Genomic DNA, 23,573 nt, shown 5'->3' on the forward strand with positions numbered 1-23,573 from the left:
GTCCTCACTCGTGGGTCGTGCTCTGCCCGTACAGCACGTTCGTCAGCCCGGACACGTACCCGCTGACGTCGCCGTCCGGCAGGTTGTACGTCATGAAGACGCCGTACCCGTCGGCCTTCGAGCGCTGCGCGAGCGACACCGCCGTCGACTGCGGGGTGTTCTGGATGTCGACCGCCGCCGCCGAGAGCCGGTCCTTGCCGAGCCCCGGGATCGACGGCGCCGAGTACGTGCCGTAGTAGGGGTTCCAGGCGTAGTCGAGCTGGGAGCCGATCGCGCTGCTCGACGACGACAGGGCGTCGGACGCCGGGCCGATGTCGTAGAACGAGACGAGCTTGTCGGGCATGTCGGCGCGCAGGGCGCTGACGAGCCAGCCGATCGACTGCTGGTTCGGCTGCGGGGTGCCGTCCGTGCCGTAGTCGGAGTACTCGTCGTCGAGGTCGACCCCGTCGAGGCCGTACTCCGCGACGGTCGCGGAGACCTGTGCCGCGAAGTCCTCGGCGGCGGCCTGCGTCGGGAAGTTCGCGATGCCGGTGCCCTGGTGGTTGCCGAGGATCGACAGCGACACCTTGATGCCCTTCGCCTGCAGCGGCCGGATCTGCGTGGCGGCGTCGTCGAGGGTGCGCTGCACGTTCTCGTTGGCGTACAGCACCGCGTTGCCGTCCGCGTCGCGGTTGATGTTCGCGGCGAAGATGATCGCCACGTCGAAGGCGTTCGCGCCGTTCGCGAGCCGGTAGCGGCCGACGTTCGCGAGCTGGTCGTTGTTGACCTCGACGTAGGCGATGCTCGTCGGGCCGTCCTTCGTGGGGACGTCGTGCGGCTGCTTCCCGTGGCCGACGCCGTGGTACGCGCCGACCCCGTGGGAGAGGCCGGTCGGGGACGGTGCCGCCGACGCTGCGGCCGGCACCATCGGTGCTGCGAGCATCGCGGCGAGCGCCGCCACGATGCCGATCTTCACGGACTGCTTCATGTCACTCCTCATCGAGTGGTGGCCCGGTCGACCGGTGCCGACCGGGGACCGCCGCCGGGGATCCCGAACCCCCGGCGGCGGGGGTCTCAGGCGCGCGGGTAGCGGAAGGTCCGGACCTCGTACGCGTCGACCGGGAAGGCCGCGACACCGTCGGTGAGCGCGGCGACGCCCGGCAGGGCGTCGTCGACATCCTCGAGCAGCGTCACCTCGACCGGGTCGCCGAAGACGCCGGGCTCGGCCACGGCGATGCCGCCGGTCCCCCGCCGCCCGCTCGGCTCGTACACGCGGACGACCAGGTCGCCCGAGCGGTCGTCGGCGAGCTTGACGCTCGACAGCACGACGTCGCCCGACACCTGCACGAGCGGCTCGAACCCGTGGGCGCCCGTGATGCGCCGTGCCGGGGCGTTCATCACGATGCCGGCCGCGGTCGCGCCGAGCTGGTCCGTCCCGACGACGATGCCGTACCGGTGGGTCTGCACGCCCTGGTCGGTCTCCGGGTCGGGGAAGCGCGGTGCGCGGAGCAGCGAGAGCCGGACGGTGGTGGTGACGTGGCCGTCGACGGCGTCACGGGTGGTGTCGAAGCCGTGGATGGACGAGTTCACGAGGGCGACCCCGAACCCGGGCTCCTCCACCAGCACGTAGCGGTGCATCGACGTCTCGAACTTCGCGGCCTCCCACGAGGTGTTCGTGTGCGTGACGCGCTTCTGCGCGCCGAACTGCGTCTCGGCGACCGTGTGCTCGGCGCGGACGTCGAGCGGGAACGCCACCTTGAGGAACTTCTCGGTCTCGTGCCAGTCGGTCGTCTGGTCGAACTCGAGCGTGCGGGAACCGGGCGCGAGCACGATCTCCTGCGTGACGGTGGAGTCCCCGAACGAGCGCGACACGACGATGCGCGCGATCCCGGCGGCGTCGACCGATGCGTCGAGCGAGTCGACGGAGACCAGGTCCTCGACCCGGTTCCGGTAGTACCGGTCGACGTCCCACGCGTCCCACATGTTCGGGAAGTCCTGGTGCAGCTGCAGCAGGTTCGCGGCCTGCCCCGGGGCGATCGCATCGCGTCCGGTGGCCAGGTCGACGGCGCTCGTGACGAGCCCCTGTGCGGTCACGACGATCCGCACCAGGTCGTTGGTGAGCACGTACCCGCCGTCCTGCCGGGCCAGCGAGACCGGCTCCGCGGTGGGCACGTCGGTCGCCGGGAGCGCACCCTGCGCGGGAGCACCGGCCTGGAGGACCGGGGCCGGGTTGACGACGACGGTCTCCGTCCCGGGGCCGGCGAGTGCTGACAGCGCGTCCTCGATGATCGCGGTCAGGGCTGCGGCCGTCTCCGCGTACTTCGCGACCGCCTCGCGGTGCACCCAGGCGATCGAGGTGCCGGGGAGGATGTCGTGGAACTGCTGCAGGAGGACCTGCTGCCAGAGCGCGTCGAGCTCGTCGTACGGGTACACGAACCCGGTGCGTGCCGCGGCGGTCGTGGCCCAGAGCTCGGCCTCGATGAGCAGCTGCTCGCACCGGCGGTTGCCCTGCTTCGTCTGGTGCTGGCTGGTGAGCGTGGCGCGGTGCAGCTCGAGGTACAGCTCCCCCACCCACACCGGCGGGTCCGGCAGCTCCGACTTCGCCCGGTCGAAGAACGCGTCCGGGTGCTCCCACCGGACCTTCGCGCTGCCCTCGAGGTCGGCGAGGCGTTCGGCCGTGCCGGTCATCTCGCGCGTCGTGCCCCCGCCACCGTCACCCCACCCGACCGGGGCGATCGACCCCGTGGCGAGGCGGTTCTCACGGAACTGGCGGGAGGCCTTCGCGACCTCCTCCCCGGAGAGCCGGGAGTTGTAGGTGTCCATGGACGGGAAGTGCGAGAAGACCCGCGACCCGTCGATGCCCTCCCAGAGGAAGGTGTGGTGCGGGAACTTGTTCACCTGGTTCCACGAGATCTTCTGGGTGAAGAACCACTCGAAGCCCGCGCGGCGCATGAGCTGCGGCAGCGCCGGCGAGTACCCGAAGCTGTCCGGCAGCCAGACGCCCTTCGGCCGGATGCCGAACTCCCGCTCGAAGAACCGCTGTCCCTGCGAGAACTGCCGCACGATGCTCTCGCCCGTCGGCATCACGGTGTCGGACTCGACCCACATGCCGCCGAGGGGCAGGAAGCGACCCGCCTCGACCGCGGCCTGCACCCTCGCGTAGACCTCGGGCCGGTGCTCCTTGATCCAGGCGTACTGCTGCGCGCTCGACATGCCGTAGAGGAAGTCGTCGGTCTGGTCGATGAGCTCGGTCATCGTCGAGGTCGTCCTGGCGACCTTCCGGATCGTCTCGCGGACGGGCCACAGCCACGCGGAGTCGATGTGTGCGTGCCCGATCGCTGAGATCGTGTGCGCCGAGGCCGCTGCGGGCGCGGCGAGCACGTCGGCGAGTGCGGCGCGGGCGTCCGCTGCCGTCCCGACGATGTGCTGGAGGTCGAGCCGGTCGAGGGCGTCGTCGAGTGCCTGCAGGATCCGCATCCGCCGCGGGCCGTCGGGCAGCTGGGCCTGGAGTTCGAGGAGGACCTCGAGGTCGAGCGACAGGTCGTGCACCTCGGACGCGAACACCGCGAGGTCCATCCGGCGGCTCGTGTACAGCCGCTTCGACGACGAGGTCTGCACGTCGCCCTCCTGCGTCGGCAGGAAGGGGTGGTAGTCGAGCAGCACCGGGTTCGACGCGGCCTCGACGAAGAGCTCGACGGTCTCGCCGCCCTCGGCCCGCTCGGTGACGAGCACCCACTGGTTCCGCGGGTTGATCGACTTCACCAGCGTGCCGTCGGCCAGGTACACGAGCCCCTCGCACTGGAACCCGGGCATGTTCTCGTCGAAGCCGAGGTCGATCACCGCCTCCACGCGCTGCCCGGCGTACTCCTGCGGGATCGTGCCGGACAGCCGGAACCACGTCGTGCCCCAGGCCGCGCCCCACGGCGTCCCCACCTCGTACGGCGTGAAGTCGAGCTGCAGACCGGCGGCGGGCGGGACCGGCTCACCGGGCAGCTCGTGCCAGGCGGCTCCGAGCGGCACCGCGGTCGCGTGCACCGCGGGCAGGATCCGCTCGTGGAGGACCCGTCGGGCGCGTCCGGTGGTGAGGGGGATGTCGTCGTGCATGGGGTCCTTCCGGGTGGACGGATCGGGGCGTGGTCGGGCGGGGCGGTGGGCCGTGGTGGGCCGGGGTCAGGGCATCGTCGCGGGGTGGGCGATCGACAGCGCGGTGCCGGCGAGGTCGTCCGGCACCTCCACGGTGCTCCTGATGCCCCTGGCCGCGGTGTGCGCGGTGTCGGGCAGCCGGGAGCGCAGCACGACCTGGGGTCCGCGGCCGTCCGTGGCGGACTCGGCGCACGCGAGCCACGCGGCCGCGAACCGGCCACCGGGGGCGCAGTCCGCACGCACCCCGTACCGGGGCGAGCCGTCCGGGAGCACGTCGTCCAGCACGACCGCGGTGGTCGGCGGCGCCGCGGGGGCGGGCAGACCGGTCCGGGCCAGGGCGGCGAACGCCTCGCCCGCGGGCTTCAGCCGGCCGTCGTTCGTGAACAGCCCGAGGTCGTACTCGAGCTCCGGGAAGTCGGCGAGCGACCGTGCGACGTCGTGCGAGCACCACCAGGTCACCCCGAGCAGGTCCTGGGCGCCGGCGACGTGCCGGATGGTCCGGTCGGTGAACGCGGCGGCGTCGGCCGGGTCGACGACGTTCGTCGGGGCGCCGACCTCCTGCAGCCAGTTCGGTCGACCGGGCTCACGGTTCCAGGCCGCGGCGAGCTGGAGCAGGTACTCCCCGTGCCGCACCGACCCGGCGCCGAGTGCGCCGTGCAGGGCCGCGGACCCGTTGAACACCCACGAGTGCGTGACCGTCGCGTCGCCGTGGTCCGCCGCGTGGGCCGGACCGAAGGGCTGCGTGTCGTCGTACCAGGCCGCGTCGTACTGCGCGACGGTGACCAGCGGCGCAGGACGCGACCCGGGGGCGGCAGGAGCCGACGAGGCGGACGCGGGTGGTGCCTCCCGGCCGGCCGACGACCCGACCGTGGACCCACCGGACAGCCCGCGCCGCGCCGCCGCGACCATCGCCGCGGCCCACGCGTGTCCCTGTTCCGCGGTGATGTCGTGCGGTGCGGGGTGCGGTGCGTGCGCGAACTGGTTGACCTCGTTGCCGATCGAGATGCCGAGCAGGTTCGGCTTGTCGGCGACCGCCGCGGCGAGTGCCTCGACGTACGCGGCCGTCGACGCGACCACGTCCGGGTCGGTGAACATGTTCCGGCGGTGCCAGCTGTCGAGCCACGACGGCACGAAGTCGAAGCTCGACAGGTGCCCCTGCAGCGCGTCGACGTTCACGTCGAGCCCGAAGGAGCCGGCGATGTCGACGACGGTGGCGACGTCGCGCAACGCCGCCTCCCGGATGAGCGTCCGGTTCGGCTGGACGACCGGCCACAGCGGGAAGATCCGCACGTGGTCGGCACCGAGCGAGGCGATCTGCTCCATGTCCCGCGCGGTGTCCGCCGGCGAGAAGTCGAGCCACGAGTGGAACCAGCCGACCGACGGGGTATGGTTGACACCGAAGCGCATCAGCCCTTCACCCCGCCCTCTTCGACGCCCTTGAAGAAGAAGCGCTGCAGGACGGCGAAGATCACGGCGATCGGGATGAAGGCGATCATGGTGCCGGCGGCGATCATGCGCTGGTCGGTCGCGAACGTGCCCTGCAGGTACTGGAGTCCCACCGTCAGCGTGAGGTTCTCGGGCGACTGCAGCACGATGAGCGGCCAGAGGAAGTCGTCCCACGCACCGATGAACGAGAAGATCGCGATCACCGCGATGGTCCCCTGCACGGCGGGCAGGGAGATGTACCGGAGGCGCTGCATCGCGTTCGCGCCGTCCACCACCGCGGCCTGGTCGATCTCCTCGGGGATCTGCCGGAACGCGTTGAACATGAGCAGCACGTTGAGTGCGGCGATCATGCCCGGCAGCGCGACGCCGACCAGGTTGTCGGCGAGCCCGAGGTCCTTGACCGTGACGAACTGGCTGATGATCGTCGCCTCGCCCGGCAGCACCAGGGTGGCCAGGAAGAGGCCGAGCACGAGCTTCCGGAAGCGCCACTGCAGGCGGGCGAGGGCGAACCCGGCGAGGGTGGCGAACACGATGTTGCCGAACACGTCGATCGCGGCGACGAGCAGCGAGTTGCCGATGTACCGGAAGACCGGGATCGCCGCCGCCACCTTGAGGTAGTTGTCGAACGTCGGCTCGCTCGGGATGAACGACGGGTTCGCGGTGTAGATGTCCTCACCCGCACCCTTGAGCGAGGTCGAGAACTGCCAGAGGAACGGGCCGATCGTGATGAAGAGGACCACCACGAGCAGGACGTAGCGGACGACCTTCTCGCGGGTGGACATGACGCCCCAGACCCGGCGCCGCTTCCGCGGTGTCGGTCCGGAGGCGCGTCCGCGTGCCGTCGCGCCGGTCACGTCCGGTGCGGGTGCGGCGGCGCCGGCGGCGCCCCCGATCACGGGTTCCGTGGTGCTGGTCGTGTTCGTCACTTGTCCGCCTTGCTGTTCATGCGCGCCAGGGCGAGCATCGGCACCAGCGTCACCACGAAGAGCAGCAGGCTGAGCGCGGACGCGTAGCCGAGGTTGCCGGTGAAGCCGCGGGCGTACTGCTGGATGAGCATGACGAGCGAGTTGTCCTGCCCGCCGGGTCCGCCGGTGCCGTTGGTGAGGATGTAGAGCTCGCTGAACACGCGGAGCGCGCTGACGCACACCAGGATGCCGACGAGCGTCATGGTGCCGCGGACACCGGGCATCGTCACGGACCAGAAGCGGCGGACCGACCCGGCACCGTCGAGGGCGGCGGCCTCGTGCAGGTCCTTGCCGACGTTCCCGAGCGCCGCGAGGAAGATGATCATGTAGTAGCCGAGGCCCTTCCAGACCGTCAGGCTGATCGCGCTGATGAGCAGCAGCCACCGGTCGGTGAGGAACGGGATGCCCGCGCCACCGAGCGCCTTCACGATCTCGTTCACCACGCCGCGGTCGTCGAGGATCCACGTCCAGATGAGCCCGACCACGACGGCCGAGGCGATCACGGGCGTGTAGTACGCCGTACGGAAGAACGCGATCCCGGGGAGCTTCTGCTGCACGAGCACCGCGATGAGCAGCGGCAGGACGGTGAGCAGCGGCAGGCAGATCGCCATGTAGATGACGCTGTTGAGCAACGCCTCCCACACCTGCGGGTCGGCGAGCAGGGTCTGGAAGTTGCGGACGCCCACCCACTGGCTCACGCCCCCGAGCGGGCTGGCGTTCGTGAACGACAACCGGACGGTGTTGATCGACGGCCAGAGGCTGAACGCGAGGAGCCAGACGAGTGCCGGCAGGACGAGCAGCCAGGGCGTGAACCAGCGGTTGGCGCGCATCAGCCGTTGGCCAGGAGCGAGTTCATCTTGTCCTGCGCGGTCTGCAGGGCCTTCTCCGGCGAGACCTGCCCCTTCATGGCGAGGGCGATCTGCTGGTCGAGGAAGTCCGTCATCGCGGAGTTCGCCTCGACCGGGTTGAGGACCTTCGCCTCCTTGAGCGCCTCGTTCGCGAGCACGCGGGCCTTGCCGTTCACGGTTCCGTCGTCCTTCGAGAAGTACGGGTCGGACTGCGACGAGACGGTCGACGGGAAGATGTTCACCTGGTGGGCGAACGCCTCCTGGTTCTTCGCGTTCGTCATGTACTGCGCGAACGCCTCGGCGGTGGCGAGGTGCTTCGACTTGCTGGACACCGACAGGCCCTGCACGTACAGCGGCGGGGTGTCGAGCGCCGGGCTGACGGTGACGTTGCCCGTGAGCGACGGGTTGCTCTTCTCCATGTCGGCGAGCGCGGTCGCACCACCGGTGGTCCAGGCGACCTTGCCCTGCGTGAAGAGCGTCGAGTTGCCGAGGTAGTCGCTGTTGAGGACGTTCGACGGCATGTAGCCGTCCTGGTACGCCGTCCTGTACCGGTCGATCAGGTCGGCGGCCTTCGACGAGTCCGCGAACGTGAACTTCGTCCCGTCCCCGTTGACCACCTTGACGCCGGCGAGCGTGAAGTCACCGAGCCCGGGCTTCCGGCTCATCAGGTAGTCGTCCGGGCAGTTCTCGTGCATGGTCTTCGCCTGCGTGAACAGCTCGTCGGTGGTCTTCGGCGGGTCGTTCGCGTCGAGCCCGCACTTCGCGAACATCGTCGAGTTCCAGTAGTCGACGTCGGTGTTGAGGTACCAGGGGTAGCCGTAGGTGCCGTCGAGTCCCTTGTACTCGTACGAGTCGAGCGCGCCGGCGACGTACGTGCTGCTCAGCGTGCTGTCGTCCTTCGAGACGTCCTGCAGGAACCCGCGCTTCGCGAGCGGCAGCGCGATGTCCGGCGGCAGGTTGATGACGTCCGGCAGCGAGTTCGACGACGCCTGGCTGAGCACCTTGTCCGCGTAGCCGTCGCCCGGCTGGTCCTGCAGCTTCACCTTCGCGTCGGGGTGTTCCTGCTCGAAGCCGTCGATGACGCCCTGCAGGTAGTCCGTGTAGGTCGGCGTGAGCGCCCAGGTCTGCAGGGTGATGGTGCCCTCGACCTTGCCGTTCCCTCCGCCGGTCGCGCCGCTGCTGCCGCTCGAGCAGCCGGTCAGGACGAGGGCGGTGGCCGCCGCGGTCGCGAGCAGCGCTGCCGCGCGGCCCCTCGTCGGTCGTGGTGTGGTCCTCATGGCGTTGTGACTCCTTCGTCATCCTGCTCAAGCGGTTCAGCCGTCGTGTGCTGCAACCGGGTTGCGTGCCACTGTGCGGGACTAAAGCGTTATAGTCAACCCCGTGCAACCGAAGCGTCGGACGACGATCGCCGACATCGCCGCCCGAGCCGGCGTGTCCATCAGCGCGGTGTCGTTCGCGCTCAACGACCGACCGGGCGTCTCCCCGGAGACCCGTCGACGGGTGCAGGAGATCGCGCGCGAGCTCGACTGGCAGCCGCACACCGCGGCGCGCGCGCTCGGTGGAGCCCGGGCGGGCTCGATCGGGTTCGTGCTGAACCGGCCCGCACGCACCCTCGGGACGGAGTCGTTCTTCGGCGACCTGATCTCCGGGATCCAGCTCGGTCTCGCGGGCACCCACGTCGGCATGACCCTGCTCGTGGCGCGGGATGCGGACGAGGAGCTCCAGACGTACCGGGACTGGTGGCGAGGCCACCGGGTCGACGGCGTCGTCGTGATCGACCCGAGACAGGACGACGACCGCCTGGCCCTGCTCGCCGAGCTCGGGATGCCGGCCGTCGTCGTCGGATCCCACCCGTCACCGGCGGGTGCGGCGCCGAGCGTCTGGATCGACGACTCCGACGCCACCGAGACCGTCCTGCGCTACCTGCACGCCCTCGGTCACCGCCGCATCGCCCACGTCGCCGGTCCTCCGGAGTTCGAGCACACGGCGATGCGCACGGCGCGCCTCGAGACGTTCGCCGCGACCGAGGGGCTCGAGCGGACAGTGTCGATCCCGACGGACTACTCGGCGGAGGCCGGCGCCCGTGCGACGCGGACGCTGCTGTCCGGCACCGACCGGCCGACCGCGATCGTGTACGACAACGACGTGCTCGCCGTCGCCGGCCTCGGCGTCACGAGCGAGATGGGGATCGCGGTCCCCCACGCGGTGTCGATCGTCTCGTTCGACGACTCCGCGATGATCCGCCTCGTGCGACCCGCGATCACGTCCCTGACCCGCGACACGGTCGAGCTCGGGCAGCGGGCCGCCGTGCTCCTGCGCGAGCAGATCGACTCGGGCGCGGTCCTGCCCTCACGCCCCGGCCCCTCGCTGACCCTGAGCGTGCGCGACTCCACCGGTCGCGCACCGACACGCCCGCACGGCGGCCGATCCCCACGCTGACCGCGCGGCCGACTTGACGCCGGTTCGAACACACGTTCGAATACCCCTGTGGGACGGCGTCGCGAGAACCGGTGGCAGCCCCCGGAACACCCGGAGGTCGAACGCCCGCGCGCCTACTCCCTGTCGGAGGATGCCCGCGGGCCCGACGTCTGCCACGCGGTCACCCCCGCACCCGTGTGGGCGTGGATCCAGTTCCCCACGTTCCACATCCGCGTGAAGGGCTTCGCGAAGAGCTGGACCCGTGACGCCGTGCTCGTCGAGTGGGCGCAGTTCGGGCAGCAGGCCGACGCCTGGGTCTGGCGGTCGGCCGTGAAGCACCGCACGCTCCGCGCCGACCCACGGCATCCGGGGAACGCACCGCATTGACTTCCACCCGCATCACGAGGATCGTTCTGCCCGTACCGCTTCGTCGAACTACACGATCATCGAGAAGTTCGACGGCCACGACCCGACGAGAGGAGGCACTGTGAAGAGGAACGAGGTGCCGTCCTGGGTCGCCCACGTGCTCACCCCGCCGGAGGTCATCGCGGCCTACGTCGAGCGCCGGATCAACGATCCGGCCCTGCTGTCGGGTGTGCAGTCGGAACCCACGTACGCGGACTTCCTGCGCGCCGAGTAGGCGGTCGGCCGGGAGGCACGACGGACGTCCCCGACGTCAGGGAACCTGCCCCGCGCCTCCCGTCCGACCCGCGTCCGGTCGCGCGCGACCGCGTCGCGCCGACAGGGTGACCCCGACGCTGGCGACGCTCACGCAGGCCAGGGCGACGACCTCCTGCACCGCGAGCTCCTCGTGCAGCACCACGAGGCCCGCCAGGGCCGCGATCGCCGGACCGAGGCTCTGCAGCACACCGAACACCCGGGTGGGCATCCGGCGGAGCGCGAGCATCTCGAGGGCGTACGGCAGCACGGTCGAGAGCAGCGCGACGCCCGCGAACACGAGCAGCAGCGACGGGTCCCCGACCACGCCGTCGACGGCCGGACGGAGTCCGGTCGGCAGCGACACGAGCATCGCGACGACCATCGACACCGCCAGCCCGTCGACCCCGGGGATGGCGGCACCGACCCGCCGGTTCATCACGATGTAGCCCGCCCAGCACGCGGCAGCGGCGATCGCGGCGACGACGCCACCGACCGCGGTGACCGCGGCCGGACCGACACCGAGCAGCACGACCCCGGCGAGCGCGAGGACCGCCCACGTGACGTCCCGCCACCGTCGGGTGTGCGCGAGCGACAGGGTGAGCGGTCCGAGGAACTCGATCGTCACGGCGACGCCGATCGGGATGCTCGCGAAGGCCACGTAGATGAAGACGTTCATCCCGCCGAGCGCGAGGCCGAGCAGCACCGCGGCCGTCCACTGCCCGCGGGTCCAGTGCCGGACGCGCGGGCGCACGACGAGCAGGAGCACGAGCGCACCGATGACGAGCCGGAGCGCAGCGGCACCGACCGACCCGACCTCGTCGAAGCGGGTCTTCGCCAGCGCGGCACCGATCTGCACCGAGAGCATCGCGGCGAGGGCGAGCACCGGTGCGGGGACGCGGGTCACGGTGCGGTCGCCATGCGTCGGGTCAGCCGAGGTACGCGAGCACGGCGAGGACGCGGCGGTGGTCCTCACCGGTGTCCTCCAGGGCGAGCTTGCCGAAGATGCTCGACACGTGCTTCTCGACGGCTCCGGTGCCGATCACGAGCGCACGGGCGATGGCGGCGTTCGTGCGCCCCTCGGCCATCAGCCCGAGGACCTCGCGCTCGCGGGGCGTCAGGGCGGCGAGCGGGTCCCGCCGGCGACCCATGAGCTGCGTGACGACCTCGGGGTCGAGCACGGTGCCGCCCGCGGCGATGCGCCGGACGGCGTCGTCGATCTCCTCGAGCCGGGTCACGCGGTCCTTGAGCAGGTACCCGATGCCGGTCGCCCCGGCGGCCAGGACGTCCTCGGCGTAGGTGGCCTCGACGTACTGGGACAGCAGCAGGACCCCGGTGCGGGGTGCGACGCGGCGGGTGGCGACGGCGGCGCGCACACCCTCGTCGGTGAAGGTCGGCGGCATCCGCACGTCCATGACGACCACGTCGGGGGCACCGTCGGGCAGCGTGGCGAGGAAGGCGTCCGCGTCGGCGTACTGGCCGACGACGTCGATGCCGGCCTCGTCGAGCACGCGGGCGAGCCCCTCACGCAGGAGCACCGCGTCGTCGACGACGACGGCCCGGATGCGTGCTGCACCCGGGCCGTCGCTCATGCCGACCAGCCTAGTGGGAGCGGGTGCGCCGACCGTGGCGCCGGGCCGCTCCCGACGCCGTCACCCGCGGACGACGGGGACGCCGTTCAGGGCTCCGAGCGGGATCCGGGCGGTGGCCTCGGTCGGACCACCCTCGGGGCTGTTCACGACGAGCTCGCCGTCGAGGGCGCGCATCCGACCCATCAGGCCCTCGATGCCGTGGCCCTCCTGCGGTCGTGCGCCACCACGGCCGTCGTCGGTGACGCTGACCGTCAGGTACCAGAGGCCCGAGGCGTCGACGATGAGCCCGAGGTACACGCCGGCCGTCGAGGCACCGGCGTGCTTCGTCGTGTTCGTCAGGAGCTCGCTCACCGTGAAGTACACGTTGCGCTGGATCTCCGTCGCGAGCTCGAGCCCCTCGGGCAGGCGGACGTCGAGCCCGACGGGGATCGGCGTCCGGGCGACCAGTGCCTCGAGCGCTGCCACGAGTCCGCGGTCGAGCAGGATCGGCGGTGCGAAGCCGCGGGACAGGGCGCGGAGCTCGTCGAGGGCGTCCTGCGCGTGCTCGGTCGCCTCGCCGATGAGCCGCTTCGCCTTCTCCGGGTCGCGGTCGAAGGCGCGCTCGGCAGCGGCGAGGTCCATGCGGAGCCGGACGAGCCGCTGCTGCGGACCGTCGTGCAGGTCTCGCTCGATCTGGCGCAGTGCCTGGCCCTCGGCCGTCACGGCACCCGCGCGGGAGGCCTGCAGCCCGGCGACGCGCTGCTCGAGCTGCTCGGCACGGAAGCCACCGAGCAGACCGAGGTCGATCCAGTAGTGGGCGAGCACGGAGCCACGTGCCCAGAGGGGCAGGAGCGCCACCGACGCGGCCATCGACAGCAGACTGAGGAGTCCGATCGCGAGCAGCGCGGCACTGTCCGAGCTGGGCAGGTACATGCCGCCCACGCCGAGGAAGCCCCAGGCGACGGCGACCACGAACGGCCAGGCGAACCCGGCGAGGAGCACGACACCGGCTCCCACGGTCACGAGTGCCGCGAGCGGGTAGACCACGGCCGCGTGCAGCAGGTACAGCCAGTAGTGCGGGTTCGCCACCGCGGACCCGGTGCGCGTCCACCAGTTCTGCTGCCACCGCGGCGTCCAGTCCACCGGACGGATCGGCCGGGGGTCTGCCCACCCGATGCGGGTCTTCTCGAACTGGCCGAGCCACCGCGCCACGAACAGCGCGATGAAGAACATCAGGAGCACGAACGGGTTGAACAGGTCGCGCAGGCCCCGCCCGAACAGCGCCGCGGGGAACGCCGCGTACAGCGTGCAGAGCAGCACGGCCGTCAGCGCCATGTAGCCGAAGTCGCGCGGCAGGCGACGCCAGGCCTCGCGGTAGAAGCGACCGGCGGTCATGCCGGAGCCGGCACCACCCCCGTTGCCCGGCGCACCCGCGGCGGCGAAGGGCGGCTGCGCCGCTGCACCCGCGGGGGCGAAGGGCTGCTCCCCCGGAGCGGACGCCCGCCCCGTGGTCGGTGTCGCACCCCATCCCGAGGGCGCCGAGGACGGGCCGCCGTCGGGCGTGCGGGGCTGTTCGGGCATCGGCTTCGTGGCTCCCTGGGGCACGGCTCCGTCGAGCGGGACGGTCTGTGCACGATCGGCGGCATGGTCGTCCAGCGGGACGGTCTCGGCCTGGTCGAGGCGGTCGGTGTCGGTCATGGGTCCAGCCTCACGGAGCCCGTCCCCGCGTCCCATCCTGCCGTCTCCCGGATCGGGGGTGGGGTTGTCCCCACCCCCTGTGCCCGTCGCGCCGTCAGACGAGGGCGGCGGCGACCTCCGGGGACTCCTCGGGGACCGACCACGGGCGGTGCGTCATGCCGCTGTCCCCGCGGAACGACACGACGGTGCTGTCCTCGCCGCGCGCGTAGGTGATCCGCTCGTCCACCGAGCCGAAGCGGTTCCCCGCCGCCATCAGGAGCGTGTCCTCGTCGACGACGCCCAGGCGCACCGGGGACTCGGTCGGCACCGGCTGCGTCGGGTCGATCGCGAGCAACCGGTCCCCCACCCGTGCGACGTCGGTGATCCCCTCGAAGGTCGTGAACCGTCCGGTGTACCGCGTGGTGTCGACATCTGCGGGCAGCTCCGGGCCGGGGGCGTGCTCGTCGGCCGCGGCGTCGAGCAGGTGCACGATGCCCGTCGCGAGCATCCCCGCCGGGCCGGTCGCGCTGCTCGTCAGGACGGAGACGACGAGCGACGACGCCGGGTCGAACACCGTCTGGGTGATCTGTCCGGGGAAGCCGCCGGAGTGCCCACGGACCTCGCGCCCGCCGATCCGGTCGACGATGAAGCCCGCGCCGTAGCCGCGCGCGGCCGGATCGGTGTCGAGCGCGCTCCAGGCCTTCCGCTGCGCCAGGCGCTTCGCGTGGTCGGACAGCAGGGAACCCCGGCCGGGCACGTGCGCCGAGAAGTACCGGACGAGGTCGGACGCGGTGCCGTGGAAGCCCGTCGCCGCGGCGAGCGCCCCGGTCGTGACGTGCGGGACACGCTGGCGGGTGCGGGCGGTGTGCAGGCCCGTGTAGCCGACGACGAACTCGTCCTCGCGCGCCGGGTCGTACTCCGGCCCGGTGCCGGTGAGTCCGAGCGGCTCGACGATCGCACGCCGGACGTGCTCGGCGTAGGTCGTGCCGGTGACGGCCTCGATGACGAGTCCGAGCAGGCCGTAGCCGAGGTTCGAGTAGTTGAAGGCCGAGCCGACGGGGACCTTCGCGCCGCCCTCGACCACGAGCGCGACGAGCTGGTCGGCGTCCGGGAACGGGTGGTCGAGCGCCCAGTGGTCGCCGTCGGCACCGTCACGCACGACACCGCCGCCCATCTCCATGAGCTCGCGCACCGTCGCGTCGGCGATCGGCGACCCGGCGTCGACGAGGGCGGGCACGAACGACCCGACGGTGTCGTCGAGCCGCAGCGCGCCGGCGTCGGCGAGCTGCAGCAGCGCGGTCGCGGTGAAGGTCTTCGAGTGCGACGCGATCCGGAACAGGTCCGTGGTCGTCAGGCGCCGTCCGGCCTCGACGTCCGCGTGACCCCAGGCCTCGGAGAACAGCACCTCGTCCTCGAATCCGATCGCGACCTGCACGCCCGGGAGCCGGAGCTGCCACACCTTGTAGTCGATCCACTCACGGACGTAGGGCAGGACGGACTCGTACGCGGCGCGCTTCTCCATGCCGACCAGCCTCGCATGTGCCACGCTCGTCGCATGCGGCACACACCCCACTTCCTCATGACCGACGTCGACGAGGTGCGACGTCTGATCGACGGGCACCCGTGGGCGACGATCGTGTCGCACACCGCCCAGGGGCTCGTCGCCTCGCACTACCCGTTCCTGCTCGAGGCGCCGGGACCGGACGACGATCCCGACGCCTTCGTCCTCGTGTCGCACGTCGGCCGACCGGACGAGGTCGCGCACGAGCTCGGCCAGCACGAGGTCCTCGTCGTGTTCCAGGGCCCGCACGGCTACGTCTCCCCCGCCTGGTACCCACCGGAGCAGTTCGTCCCGACCTGGGACCACGTGACGGCGCACTGCTGGGGCACGCCGGAGATCCTGTCCGACGAGGAGAACTTCCGGGTGCTCGGCGAGCTGGTCGACCACTTCGAGCGCGTGATGCCCGAGCCGGTGTCCCTCGACGTCGACCCCGCGACCGCCCGCCGCGCGGCGAAGGGCACCGTCGGCATCCGCATCCGGGTCACCCGGTTCGACGCCCGCGCGAAGCTCTCGCAGAACAAGGCTCCCGAGGTCGTCGAGCGGATCGTCGCCGGGCTCCGCGGCGACGGCCCGTACGCCTCGCCAGCGCTCGCCGACGCCGTCGAGCGCGCCCAGGTGGCGCGCCGGGACGACCGGGAGGCATCGTGACCGACGTCCTGCTCCGCACCGTCCGCCGGGTGGGCACCTCCGGCGCGCCGTGCGACGTCCGCATCGTCGGCGGCCGCGTCGACGCGGTCGCCCCCGCCGGCACGCTCGACCCGCCCACGGGCGCCGACACCGACGTCGTCGAAACCGACGGCGCGTGGCTCGGTCCGGGGCTCGTCGACCACCACGTGCACTTCGACCAGTGGGCCCTGGTCCGCCGGCGCGTCGACGTGTCCGCCTGCACGTCGGCGGAGGCGACGGCCGAGGCGCTCGCCGCGGTCGCGCGCACCGGGGTGTCGGACCTGGTGCTCGTCGGCCACGGCTACCGCGACGGGACCTGGCCGCGCCCCGCACGACGCGAGCTGCTCGACGGTGCCGCACCGGGCCTCCCGGTCGTCGTCATCAGCGCCGACCTGCACGCCGTGTGGTGCAACGCGCTCGCGCTCGCCCACTGCTCGGCGCTCGTCGGACGGCCGCTCGCCGCCGGGGACGACGGGGTCCTGCGCGAGCAGGACGCCTTCGACGTGACCGCGGTGCTGTCCCGGGTGCCGGACGACGTGCTCGACGACTGGGCGGCGGAGGCGGTCGACGCAGCGGCCGCCCGCGGCGTGACGCGTGTCGTCGACCTCGAGATGGTGTCCGGACTCGACCGCTGGACGCGACGGGTCCGCGCCGGCACCGACGGCCTGCGGGTGGACTGCGGGGTGTACCCGGGCGGCCTCGACGCGGCGATCGCCCGTGGCCTCCGGACCGGCGACGTCGTGGACGGTACCCGTGGCCTGGTCCGGACGGGTCCGTTCAAGGTGATCACCGACGGCTCGCTCGGCACCCGGACCGCCGCGTTGACGTCGGGCGAGGGGGTGCTCGCGTACCCGTTCGAGGATCTCGTCGCGATGGTCCGGCGCGCGGTCGACGCCGGACTCGTCCCCGCCGTGCACGCGATCGGCGACCGGGCGAACACCCTGGCGCTCGACGTGTTCGAGGCCGTGGGCGCGCGGGGCAGCATCGAGCACGCCCAGCTGCTCGTCGACACCGACGTCGACCGGTTCGCCCGGCTCGGGGTCGCTGCGTCCGTCCAGCCCGAGCACGCGATGGACGATCGGGACATCGCGGACCGGTACTGGGCGGGCATGACCGACCGGGCCTTCCCGTTCGCGTCGCTGCACCGGGCCGGTGCGGAGCTCCGGCTCGGGTCGGATGCTCCCGTCGCGCCGCTCGACCCGTGGGTGTCGATGGCGGCCGCGGTCGGGCGGGACCGCGACGGACGCACACCGTGGCACCCGTCCGAGCGGCTGGCGGCGCTGACCGCGTGGCGCGGCTCGACCGAGGGCGGTCGGGTCGGGGTGTCCGTCGGCGACGTCGCCGACCTGGTGCTGCTCGCCGCGGACCCGCTGGCGGTCGCCGACTCGGCGTCGCTGCGGCACGCCGAGGTGCTCGGGACCGCGATCGCGGGACGGTTCACGCACCGCGACCTGTAGCGGCCCCGGCGCCTCCTCGTCCCCTGGCTCCTCCTGGTCCCCGGCGTTACTCCTGGTCCTTCGGGCACCAGTAGAGCTTGCGTCCGGCCATGTCCGCCATCCGGATCTCGGTGCCGCACACCCGGCAGGGCTCCCCCTCGCGGTGGTACACCCAGTGGCGGTCCTTCCGCGAGCGCACCGCCTTGGCGTGGTCGGCCTCGGACAGGTCGTCCATCGTCAGCATGAGGCCGTCACGGACCCCCGCGTGCAGCAGCTTCGACCAGTCCTGCCAGAGCGCCTTCGCCTGCTTCACAGTGATCTTCCTGCCGGGCTTGTACGGGTCGATGCGCTGCCGGAAGAGCAGCTCGGCCCGGTAGATGTTGCCGATGCCCGCGACGACGGCCTGGTCCATGAGCAGCTGCCCGATCGCGACGTTCCGCTTCCGGACGTTGTCGACGAAGGTCTGCTCGGCCTCCGGGCCGTCGTCGTTGATCGGGTCCGGCCCGAGCTTGTCGAGCGCGCGCTGCACCCCGGCCGGGTCCTCGACGACGCAGGCTGTCGGTCCGCGGAGGTCGGCGACGGTGTCCTCGGTCAGGATGCGGACGCGCACCTGGCCGACCGGGTCCGGTGGGAAGGACTCGATCGGGTCCTCCGACTTCTCCTGCTCGGCCATCCGGTACCGGGCGAGCCGCGGGGCGCCGATCGACGACAGCGACTCCTCGCCGTCGCCGTCCTCGGACAGCGCCTCGGCCGACGAGATCACGCCCGCGAAGTCCCACGCCCCGTAGAGCCCGAGGTGGACGCGGAGGAACAGGTCGTCCTCGAACTCGAGGAACATCTGCTTCGCCACGGCCCGGGCGGCGACCATGCGCTTGCCGTCGAGCTGGGCGGCACCGGCGGCGAACCGCCCCTGCGGGCTGGAGACCTCGCAGCGCTTGCCGACGAAGTGCCGGGAGAACTGGTTCGCGATGCGGTGGACGGAGTGACCCTCTGGCATCGGTCCTGTCTACCCGGACTACTCGTCGATCTGCCGACCGGCGATGTGCCCCGTCGTCTCGTACTCGGCCAGCTGCGCGATGCGGCGAGCGTGACGCTCCTCGCCCGAGAAGGGCTCGGCGACGAAGAGGTCGACGAAGCGCATCGCTTCCTCCTCGGTGTGCTGGCGCGCGCCGATCGAGATGACGTTCGCGTCGTTGTGCTGGCGGGCGAGGAGCGCGGTCGACTCGTTCCAGACCAGCGCGGCGCGGATGCCCTCCACCTTGTTCGCGGCGATCTGCTCGCCGTTGCCCGACCCGCCGAAGACGACGCCGAGCGCCTCGACGCCCGCGCGCTGGTCCTGCACGACCGCGTGCGCGGCGTTGATGCAGAACGACGGGTAGTCGTCCAGCGCGTCGTACTCGGTCGGCCCGTGGTCGACGACCTCGTGCCCCGCCTCGGTGAGGTGCTGGGCGAGGGTCTTGGTGAACTCGAGGCCGGCGTGGTCCGTTCCGAGGTGGATGCGCATGGCTCCGATCCTATTCCCGGCCCCGAGGGGCCCGGACCACCACGACGACGTACCGCACGGGCTCCGCGCCGGGGTTCCGGTAGACCACGTCGGCGGGCTCACCGAGCTCGATGCGGTCGCCGGCACCGAGCCGGGTGGGCTCGTCGCCGACGACGACCTCGAGCACGCCGTCGACCACCCAGATGCAGTGCCGGAGGAACGCGTAGGCGGACGCCGGGTACGCCACCTGTTCACCGGCCGGGAGGCGCACCTCGGTGACGTCCGCGGGGAAGTCGGCACTCGAGACCGGACGACGGCGGTACCCGGTCTCGGGATCGGTCCAGGAGTCGGCGGTCACCCCGCGCTGGACGCCACGCGCCTCGTCCGGGTCGGTCGCCCTGGGCACCTCGTGGTCGAGTGCCTCGTCGAGGAGCTGCGAGATCGTGAGTCCGAACGCCCCGGACAGCCGCCCGAGGATCGTCGCCGTCGGACTGGACACCCCGCGCTCGACGCGGTTGATCATCGCGCGGGAGACACCGGACTCCTCGGCGAGCTCGGTCAGGCTCCACTTCCGCTCGGTGCGGAGGCGCTGCAGTCGCTCCCCCAGGCGACGCTGGTCGGCGTCGTCCGGGTGCTCGGTGACCGGTTCCACCGTCGCCGAGAAGTCGTCTACGATCTGAGACATGGCGACAGCATATGCGACGGAGTCGGCGTCCTCGGTCACGGTCCGCGACTGCGAGCCGCGTGACCTCGACGTCGTCCACGCCCTGCACGTCGACGCCGTGCTGCACTCGACCGCGATCTGGCAGGAGGAGCCGCACCCGCGGGAGTACTTCGACGGCTGGCTCGCGGAGCGCCGGGCTGCCGGGCTGCCCGTCCTGGTCGCCGAGGTCGACGGCGCCGTCGCCGGGTACGTCACCTACAGCGCCTTCCGGCCGCACCAGGGGTACCGGCACACCGTGGAGCACAGCGTCTACGTCGTCCCGGCGTTCCGCGGTCGGCGCATCGCCACCGTGCTCATGGACGCGCTCGTCGCGCACGCCCGCTCGGCCGGCGTGCACGTCCTGATGGCGGGCATCTGCTCGACGAACACCGGCTCGATCGCCCTCCACGAGCGACTCGGCTTCACCACCGTCGGCGTGCTGCCCGAGGTCGGGCGGAAGTTCGACCGGTGGCTCGACCTGACCTTGATGCGGTTGCCCCTGTCCTGACGGGGCGTCGGACGGACGGCAGGCGCGGGGCGGAGCCGCACCGCGCCTCCCGTCCGTCCGTCCACCGGTCGCGTCGTGGACGCCGGCCGGGCTACTCGACGGTGTCGAAGATCGGACCGACCGTCCGCGAACGCTTGAGCTCGAAGAAGCCGGGGACCTTCGCGACGGCGACGACGCCGTCCCACAGGTCGAGCGCCTCCTGGCCCTTCGGCGCCGGGGAGATGACCGGGCCGAAGAACGCGGTGCCCTCGACGGCGATGACCGGGGTGCCGACGTCCTGACCGACCCGGTCGATGCCGTCCTGGTGGCTCGCACGGACGGCCTGGTCGACCTCGTCGGTCCACGCGTACTCGAGCAGGTCCTCGTCGAGGTCGAGCTCGCGGAGCACGGCGGGCACGACCTGGTCGGGGTCGGACTCCTGGCGGTGGTGGACGTGCTCGCCGAGCGCGTCGTACAGCGGCTTGACGACGTCCTGGCCGTGGCGGAGCAGCGCGGCGGTGACGATGCGCGGGTAGAGCTGTCCCGTGTGGATGCGCTCCCGGTAATCGTCCGGGATGTCCTGGTCCTCGTTGAGGACGAAGAGGCTCATCACCTTCCAGGTCACGTCGATCGGGCGCTGGCGCTCGACCTCGCCGACCCAGCGGCTCGTCATCCAGGCCCACGGGCAGTTCGGGTCGAACCAGAACTCCACGGCGGTGCGGGCGGTCTCGGTGTTGTCCACAGTCGTCTCGGTCACGCTGCGAGCGTACGCGCGCTCGCTAGGCTGATCCCATCGTCCCGACGGCGCACGACGCCTGCCGGGATCCCCTCACCGCGGACATCGATCGTCCGCGCCGCAAGCGAAGTTGGAGCGTCCGTGCCCGGAGAGAACCTCACCAGAACCGAAGCCCAGGAACGCGCCGCGATCGTCGACGTGCAGACGTACGACGTCGAGCTGGACCTGACCCGCGGGGCCGAGACCTTCGGCAGCACCACGCGCGTCCGGTTCACCGCGACGCCCGGTGCCTCGACCTTCATCGACGCGATCACGAAGACCGTGCACTCGATCACCCTGAACGGCTCGGCGCTCGACGTCGCCGCGGTGAACGACGGCGTGCGCATCCAGCTCGACGACCTGCAGGAGCAGAACGAGCTCGTGGTCGTCGCCGACGCGATGTACACGAACACGGGCGAGGGCCTGCACCGCTTCGTCGACCCGGTCGACGACGAGGTCTACCTGTACTCCCAGTTCGAGGTCCCGGACTCGCGCCGGATGTTCGCGGTGTTCGAGCAGCCCGACCTCAAGGCCGAGTTCTCCTTCACCGTCACGGCACCGTCGCGCTGGCAGGTCGTCTCGAACTCCCCGACGCCCGAGCCCCACGTCGACGGCGAGATCGCCACGTGGGCGTTCAGCCCGACCGCGACGATCTCGAGCTACATCACCGCGCTCGTCGCCGGCCCGTACGAGGTCGTCCGCGACGAGCTCACGAGCCGCGACGGCCGGACCATCCCGCTCGGCGTCTTCGCGCGGCGCTCGCTCGCCGAGTACCTCGACCCCGAGTACGTGTTCGAGACGACCAAGAAGGGCTTCGCCTACTACGAGGAGAAGTTCGACGTCCCGTACCCGTTCGAGAAGTACGACCAGCTCTTCGTGCCGGAGTTCAACGCCGGCGCGATGGAGAACGCGGGCTGCGTGACCTTCACCGAGACCTACGTCTTCCGCTCGAAGGTCACCGACGCCATCAAGGAGCGCCGGGTCGTCACGATCCTGCACGAGCTCGCGCACATGTGGTTCGGCGACCTCGTCACCATGAAGTGGTGGAACGACCTGTGGCTGAACGAGTCGTTCGCCGAGTGGGCGTCGACCATCGCCACGGCCGAGGCCACCGAGTGGACCGAGGCGTGGACCACCTTCCAGGCGATGGAGAAGTCCTGGGCCTACCGCCAGGACCAGCTCCCCTCGACGCACCCGATCGTCGCGACGATCAACGACCTCGAGGACGTCCAGGTCAACTTCGACGGCATCACGTACGCCAAGGGCGGTTCCGTCCTCAAGCAGCTCGTGGCGTGGGTCGGCATCGACGCGTTCTTCGCGGGCGTCTCGGCCTACTTCACGAAGCACCACCACGGCAACACCGAGCTCCGCGACCTGCTCGTCGAGCTCGAGGCGACCAGCGGCCGCGACCTGTCCGAGTGGTCGCAGCTGTGGCTCGAGACCGCCGGCGTGAACACGCTGCGCCCCGAGATCGAGGTCGACGAGTCCGGCGTGATCACGTCCTTCGCCGTGCTGCAGGAGGCTCCGGCCGACCACCCGACGCTCCGCCCGCACCGTCTGGCGATCGGCGTCTACGGCTTCACGACGGACGAGTCGGCGCCCTTCGGTGCCGACACCGCGTCGGCCGGCGGCAAGCTCGAGCGCACGCACCGCGTCGAGATCGACGTCGACGGTGCCCGCACCGAGGTCCCCGAGCTCGTCGGCGTGCACCGCGGCGACCTCGTGCTCCTCAACGACGACGACCTGGCGTACGCCAAGATCCGTCTCGACGAGCAGTCCCGCCGCACCGCGATCGAGCACCTCGCCGCGATCGCGAACCCGCTCGCCCGCTCCATCGTCTGGGGCGCGATGTGGGACGCTACGCGCGACGCCGAGTCGCCCGCGAGCGACTACGTCCGCCTGGTGCTCGGCAACATCGCGACCGAGACCGAGTCGACGACGATCCGCACCACGCTCTCGCAGCTGCTGCTGACCGCCCGGAGCTACGTGGCACCGGCGAAGGTCGACGCCACCGTCCGCACCGTGGGCGACACCCTCTGGCAGCTGGCCTCCTCGGCCGAGGCCGGGTCCGACGCCCAGTTCCAGTTCGTGAAGTTCTTCGCGCAGATCGCCTCGACGCCGGAGCACGTCACGACCCTGCAGGGCCTGCGCGACGGGTCCGTCACACTGCAGGGCCTGGAGATCGACACCGACCTGCGCTGGGAGCTGCTCGAGGGCCTCGTCCTCGCAGGTGCTGCCGGTGACGCCGAGGTCGACGCCGAGCTCGCCGCCGACAAGACGGCCTCGGGCGAGCAGGCCGCCGCGCGGGCGCGGGCGACGATCCCGACCGCCGAGGGCAAGCTCGCGGCGTTCTCGTCGCTCGTCGACTCGTCCGAGGCGCCGAACGCCATCGTCCGCCAGACGACCGTCGGCTTCCAGCACACCAACAGCCCGGTCGTCCTCGAGGGGCTCGTGTCGCGGTACTTCGACGTGCTGACCCGCATCTGGGCCGAGCGGAGCTACCACATCGCCGACACGATCGTCAGCGGCCTCTACCCGGCGCCGCTCGCGTCGGTCGAGCTCCGCGACGCCGCGAACGCGTGGCTCGAGGCACACCCGGAGACCCCGGCGCTCCGCCGCATCGTGTCCGAGAACCTCGCGGGTACCGAGCGCGCGCTGCGGGTCCAGGCGGCCGACGCCTGATCGTCGTCCGACGGCAGTGCAGGGGCGGGGCCTCGGTGATCCTCAAGGGTCGCCGAGGCCTCGCCCTCTAGCATCG

The 23,573-nt window shown here is 71.6% G+C and carries 21 protein-coding genes; 7 read left to right on the forward strand and 14 right to left on the reverse strand.

The features are described from left to right. Window positions 1–4 precede the first annotated feature (4 nt). From Q9R28_RS08690 to Q9R28_RS08715, 6 genes are all read right to left on the reverse strand, one after another. Entirely contained in the window at window positions 5–967 is a 963-nt protein-coding gene (locus Q9R28_RS08690) for an endo-beta-N-acetylglucosaminidase H (protein ID WP_066653112.1), read from the reverse strand. An 86-nt stretch (window positions 968–1,053) separates the two neighbouring features. Beyond that, window positions 1,054–4,083 carry a glycoside hydrolase family 38 C-terminal domain-containing protein gene (locus Q9R28_RS08695; RefSeq protein ID WP_311205903.1) on the reverse strand — a complete coding sequence of 1,010 codons (3,030 nt, stop codon included), beginning with the start codon at window positions 4,081–4,083 and terminating at the stop codon, window positions 1,054–1,056. Between the two features lie 66 nt (window positions 4,084–4,149). Then, the gene (locus tag Q9R28_RS08700) at window positions 4,150–5,529 is read right to left on the reverse strand and encodes a cellulase family glycosylhydrolase (protein ID WP_066653108.1); all 1,380 of its coding nucleotides are present in this window, start codon (window positions 5,527–5,529) and stop codon (window positions 4,150–4,152) included. Beyond that, window positions 5,529–6,494: a carbohydrate ABC transporter permease gene (locus tag Q9R28_RS08705; RefSeq protein WP_311205904.1), complete on the reverse strand. Its 966-nt coding sequence runs from the start codon at window positions 6,492–6,494 to the stop codon at window positions 5,529–5,531. The genes Q9R28_RS08700 and Q9R28_RS08705 overlap by 1 nt, the downstream gene beginning before the upstream one ends. Then, window positions 6,491–7,363 carry a carbohydrate ABC transporter permease gene (locus tag Q9R28_RS08710; protein ID WP_058727596.1) on the reverse strand — a complete coding sequence of 291 codons (873 nt, stop codon included), beginning with the start codon at window positions 7,361–7,363 and terminating at the stop codon, window positions 6,491–6,493. The genes Q9R28_RS08705 and Q9R28_RS08710 overlap by 4 nt, the downstream gene beginning before the upstream one ends. After that, window positions 7,363–8,658: a sugar ABC transporter substrate-binding protein gene (locus tag Q9R28_RS08715; RefSeq protein ID WP_251154777.1), complete on the reverse strand. Its 1,296-nt coding sequence runs from the start codon at window positions 8,656–8,658 to the stop codon at window positions 7,363–7,365. Before Q9R28_RS08715 ends, Q9R28_RS08710 begins: the two co-directional genes overlap by 1 nt. A gap of 103 nt (window positions 8,659–8,761) precedes the next feature. Between Q9R28_RS08715 and Q9R28_RS08720 the strand changes: the two genes are divergently transcribed. The 3 genes from Q9R28_RS08720 (at window position 8,762) to Q9R28_RS08730 (ending at window position 10,439) form a co-directional block, all read left to right on the forward strand. Further along, entirely contained in the window at window positions 8,762–9,820 is a 1,059-nt protein-coding gene (locus Q9R28_RS08720; RefSeq protein WP_251154776.1) for a LacI family DNA-binding transcriptional regulator, read from the forward strand. A 48-nt stretch (window positions 9,821–9,868) separates the two neighbouring features. Beyond that, window positions 9,869–10,186: a hypothetical protein gene (locus tag Q9R28_RS08725; protein WP_066653100.1), complete on the forward strand. Its 318-nt coding sequence runs from the start codon at window positions 9,869–9,871 to the stop codon at window positions 10,184–10,186. Window positions 10,187–10,286: 100 nt separating this feature from the next. After that, complete coding sequence (locus tag Q9R28_RS08730; RefSeq protein ID WP_158407736.1) at window positions 10,287–10,439, forward strand: hypothetical protein; 153 nt, start codon at window positions 10,287–10,289, stop codon at window positions 10,437–10,439. Window positions 10,440–10,475: 36 nt separating this feature from the next. Here Q9R28_RS08730 and Q9R28_RS08735 read toward each other — a convergent pair whose 3' ends face one another. The 4 genes from Q9R28_RS08735 to Q9R28_RS08750 form a co-directional block, all read right to left on the reverse strand. Further along, entirely contained in the window at window positions 10,476–11,363 is an 888-nt protein-coding gene (locus tag Q9R28_RS08735; RefSeq protein ID WP_251154775.1) for a DMT family transporter, read from the reverse strand. 22 nt (window positions 11,364–11,385) lie between these two features. Next, window positions 11,386–12,048 carry a response regulator transcription factor gene (locus tag Q9R28_RS08740; RefSeq protein ID WP_066653098.1) on the reverse strand — a complete coding sequence of 221 codons (663 nt, stop codon included), beginning with the start codon at window positions 12,046–12,048 and terminating at the stop codon, window positions 11,386–11,388. A 60-nt stretch (window positions 12,049–12,108) separates the two neighbouring features. Beyond that, complete coding sequence (locus Q9R28_RS08745) at window positions 12,109–13,725, reverse strand: sensor histidine kinase (RefSeq protein ID WP_251154774.1); 1,617 nt, start codon at window positions 13,723–13,725, stop codon at window positions 12,109–12,111. A 94-nt stretch (window positions 13,726–13,819) separates the two neighbouring features. Further along, window positions 13,820–15,226, reverse strand: coding sequence for a serine hydrolase domain-containing protein (locus tag Q9R28_RS08750; protein ID WP_311205905.1), 1,407 nt, complete (start codon window positions 15,224–15,226; stop codon window positions 13,820–13,822). 33 nt (window positions 15,227–15,259) lie between these two features. On the opposite strand from Q9R28_RS08750, the gene Q9R28_RS08755 reads away from it, so the two are divergent. Both Q9R28_RS08755 and Q9R28_RS08760 read left to right on the forward strand, forming a co-directional pair. Then, on the forward strand, window positions 15,260–15,913 hold the full coding sequence (locus tag Q9R28_RS08755) for an FMN-binding negative transcriptional regulator (protein WP_066653091.1): 654 nt from the start codon (window positions 15,260–15,262) through the stop codon (window positions 15,911–15,913). Further along, window positions 15,910–17,388 (forward strand): amidohydrolase family protein, encoded by a 1,479-nt coding sequence (locus Q9R28_RS08760; RefSeq protein WP_311205906.1) that lies wholly within the window; start codon window positions 15,910–15,912, stop codon window positions 17,386–17,388. Before Q9R28_RS08755 ends, Q9R28_RS08760 begins: the two co-directional genes overlap by 4 nt. A gap of 46 nt (window positions 17,389–17,434) precedes the next feature. Here the strand turns inward: Q9R28_RS08760 and Q9R28_RS08765 are convergent, their stop codons facing one another. The 3 genes from Q9R28_RS08765 to Q9R28_RS08775 are packed head-to-tail and all read right to left on the reverse strand — an operon-like array spanning window position 17,435 to window position 19,535. Further along, a complete protein-coding gene (locus Q9R28_RS08765; protein ID WP_311205907.1) occupies window positions 17,435–18,364 on the reverse strand; it encodes a DNA-formamidopyrimidine glycosylase family protein in 930 nt (309 codons plus the stop codon). An 18-nt stretch (window positions 18,365–18,382) separates the two neighbouring features. Then, entirely contained in the window at window positions 18,383–18,871 is a 489-nt protein-coding gene (locus tag Q9R28_RS08770) for a ribose-5-phosphate isomerase (RefSeq protein WP_251154769.1), read from the reverse strand. A 10-nt stretch (window positions 18,872–18,881) separates the two neighbouring features. After that, the gene (locus Q9R28_RS08775; protein WP_251154768.1) at window positions 18,882–19,535 is read right to left on the reverse strand and encodes a helix-turn-helix domain-containing protein; all 654 of its coding nucleotides are present in this window, start codon (window positions 19,533–19,535) and stop codon (window positions 18,882–18,884) included. On the opposite strand from Q9R28_RS08775, the gene Q9R28_RS08780 reads away from it, so the two are divergent. Further along, window positions 19,534–20,061: a GNAT family N-acetyltransferase gene (locus Q9R28_RS08780; RefSeq protein ID WP_251159829.1), complete on the forward strand. Its 528-nt coding sequence runs from the start codon at window positions 19,534–19,536 to the stop codon at window positions 20,059–20,061. The genes Q9R28_RS08775 and Q9R28_RS08780 overlap by 2 nt on opposite strands. 91 nt (window positions 20,062–20,152) lie before the next feature. Here the strand turns inward: Q9R28_RS08780 and Q9R28_RS08785 are convergent, their stop codons facing one another. Further along, window positions 20,153–20,797 (reverse strand): DsbA family protein, encoded by a 645-nt coding sequence (locus tag Q9R28_RS08785; RefSeq protein ID WP_066653084.1) that lies wholly within the window; start codon window positions 20,795–20,797, stop codon window positions 20,153–20,155. Window positions 20,798–20,917: 120 nt separating this feature from the next. On the opposite strand from Q9R28_RS08785, the gene pepN reads away from it, so the two are divergent. Next, window positions 20,918–23,497 carry an aminopeptidase N gene (gene pepN, locus Q9R28_RS08790; RefSeq protein ID WP_251159830.1) on the forward strand — a complete coding sequence of 860 codons (2,580 nt, stop codon included), beginning with the start codon at window positions 20,918–20,920 and terminating at the stop codon, window positions 23,495–23,497. Window positions 23,498–23,573 lie beyond the last annotated feature (76 nt).

It is taken from the genome of Curtobacterium sp. BRD11, from assembly GCF_031844345.1.
In the GTDB taxonomy this organism is placed as follows: domain Bacteria; phylum Actinomycetota; class Actinomycetes; order Actinomycetales; family Microbacteriaceae; genus Curtobacterium.

What these genes read in the sequence shown, in the direction of transcription:
- Q9R28_RS08710 (WP_058727596.1), bottom strand. Translation starts at nt 7,363, where the DNA reads ATGCGCGCCAACCGCTGGTTCACGCCCTGGCTGCTCGTCCTGCCGGCA.
- Q9R28_RS08695 (WP_311205903.1), bottom strand. Translation starts at nt 4,083, where the DNA reads ATGCACGACGACATCCCCCTCACCACCGGACGCGCCCGACGGGTCCTC.
- Q9R28_RS08700 (WP_066653108.1), bottom strand. Translation starts at nt 5,529, where the DNA reads ATGCGCTTCGGTGTCAACCATACCCCGTCGGTCGGCTGGTTCCACTCG.
- Q9R28_RS08740 (WP_066653098.1), bottom strand. Translation starts at nt 12,048, where the DNA reads ATGAGCGACGGCCCGGGTGCAGCACGCATCCGGGCCGTCGTCGTCGAC.
- Q9R28_RS08765 (WP_311205907.1), bottom strand. Translation starts at nt 18,364, where the DNA reads ATGCCAGAGGGTCACTCCGTCCACCGCATCGCGAACCAGTTCTCCCGG.
- Q9R28_RS08755 (WP_066653091.1), top strand. Translation starts at nt 15,260, where the DNA reads ATGCGGCACACACCCCACTTCCTCATGACCGACGTCGACGAGGTGCGA.
- Q9R28_RS08780 (WP_251159829.1), top strand. Translation starts at nt 19,534, where the DNA reads ATGGCGACAGCATATGCGACGGAGTCGGCGTCCTCGGTCACGGTCCGC.
- Q9R28_RS08745 (WP_251154774.1), bottom strand. Translation starts at nt 13,725, where the DNA reads ATGACCGACACCGACCGCCTCGACCAGGCCGAGACCGTCCCGCTGGAC.
- Q9R28_RS08770 (WP_251154769.1), bottom strand. Translation starts at nt 18,871, where the DNA reads ATGCGCATCCACCTCGGAACGGACCACGCCGGCCTCGAGTTCACCAAG.
- Q9R28_RS08690 (WP_066653112.1), bottom strand. Translation starts at nt 967, where the DNA reads ATGAAGCAGTCCGTGAAGATCGGCATCGTGGCGGCGCTCGCCGCGATG.
- Q9R28_RS08715 (WP_251154777.1), bottom strand. Translation starts at nt 8,658, where the DNA reads ATGAGGACCACACCACGACCGACGAGGGGCCGCGCGGCAGCGCTGCTC.
- Q9R28_RS08750 (WP_311205905.1), bottom strand. Translation starts at nt 15,226, where the DNA reads ATGGAGAAGCGCGCCGCGTACGAGTCCGTCCTGCCCTACGTCCGTGAG.
- Q9R28_RS08775 (WP_251154768.1), bottom strand. Translation starts at nt 19,535, where the DNA reads ATGTCTCAGATCGTAGACGACTTCTCGGCGACGGTGGAACCGGTCACC.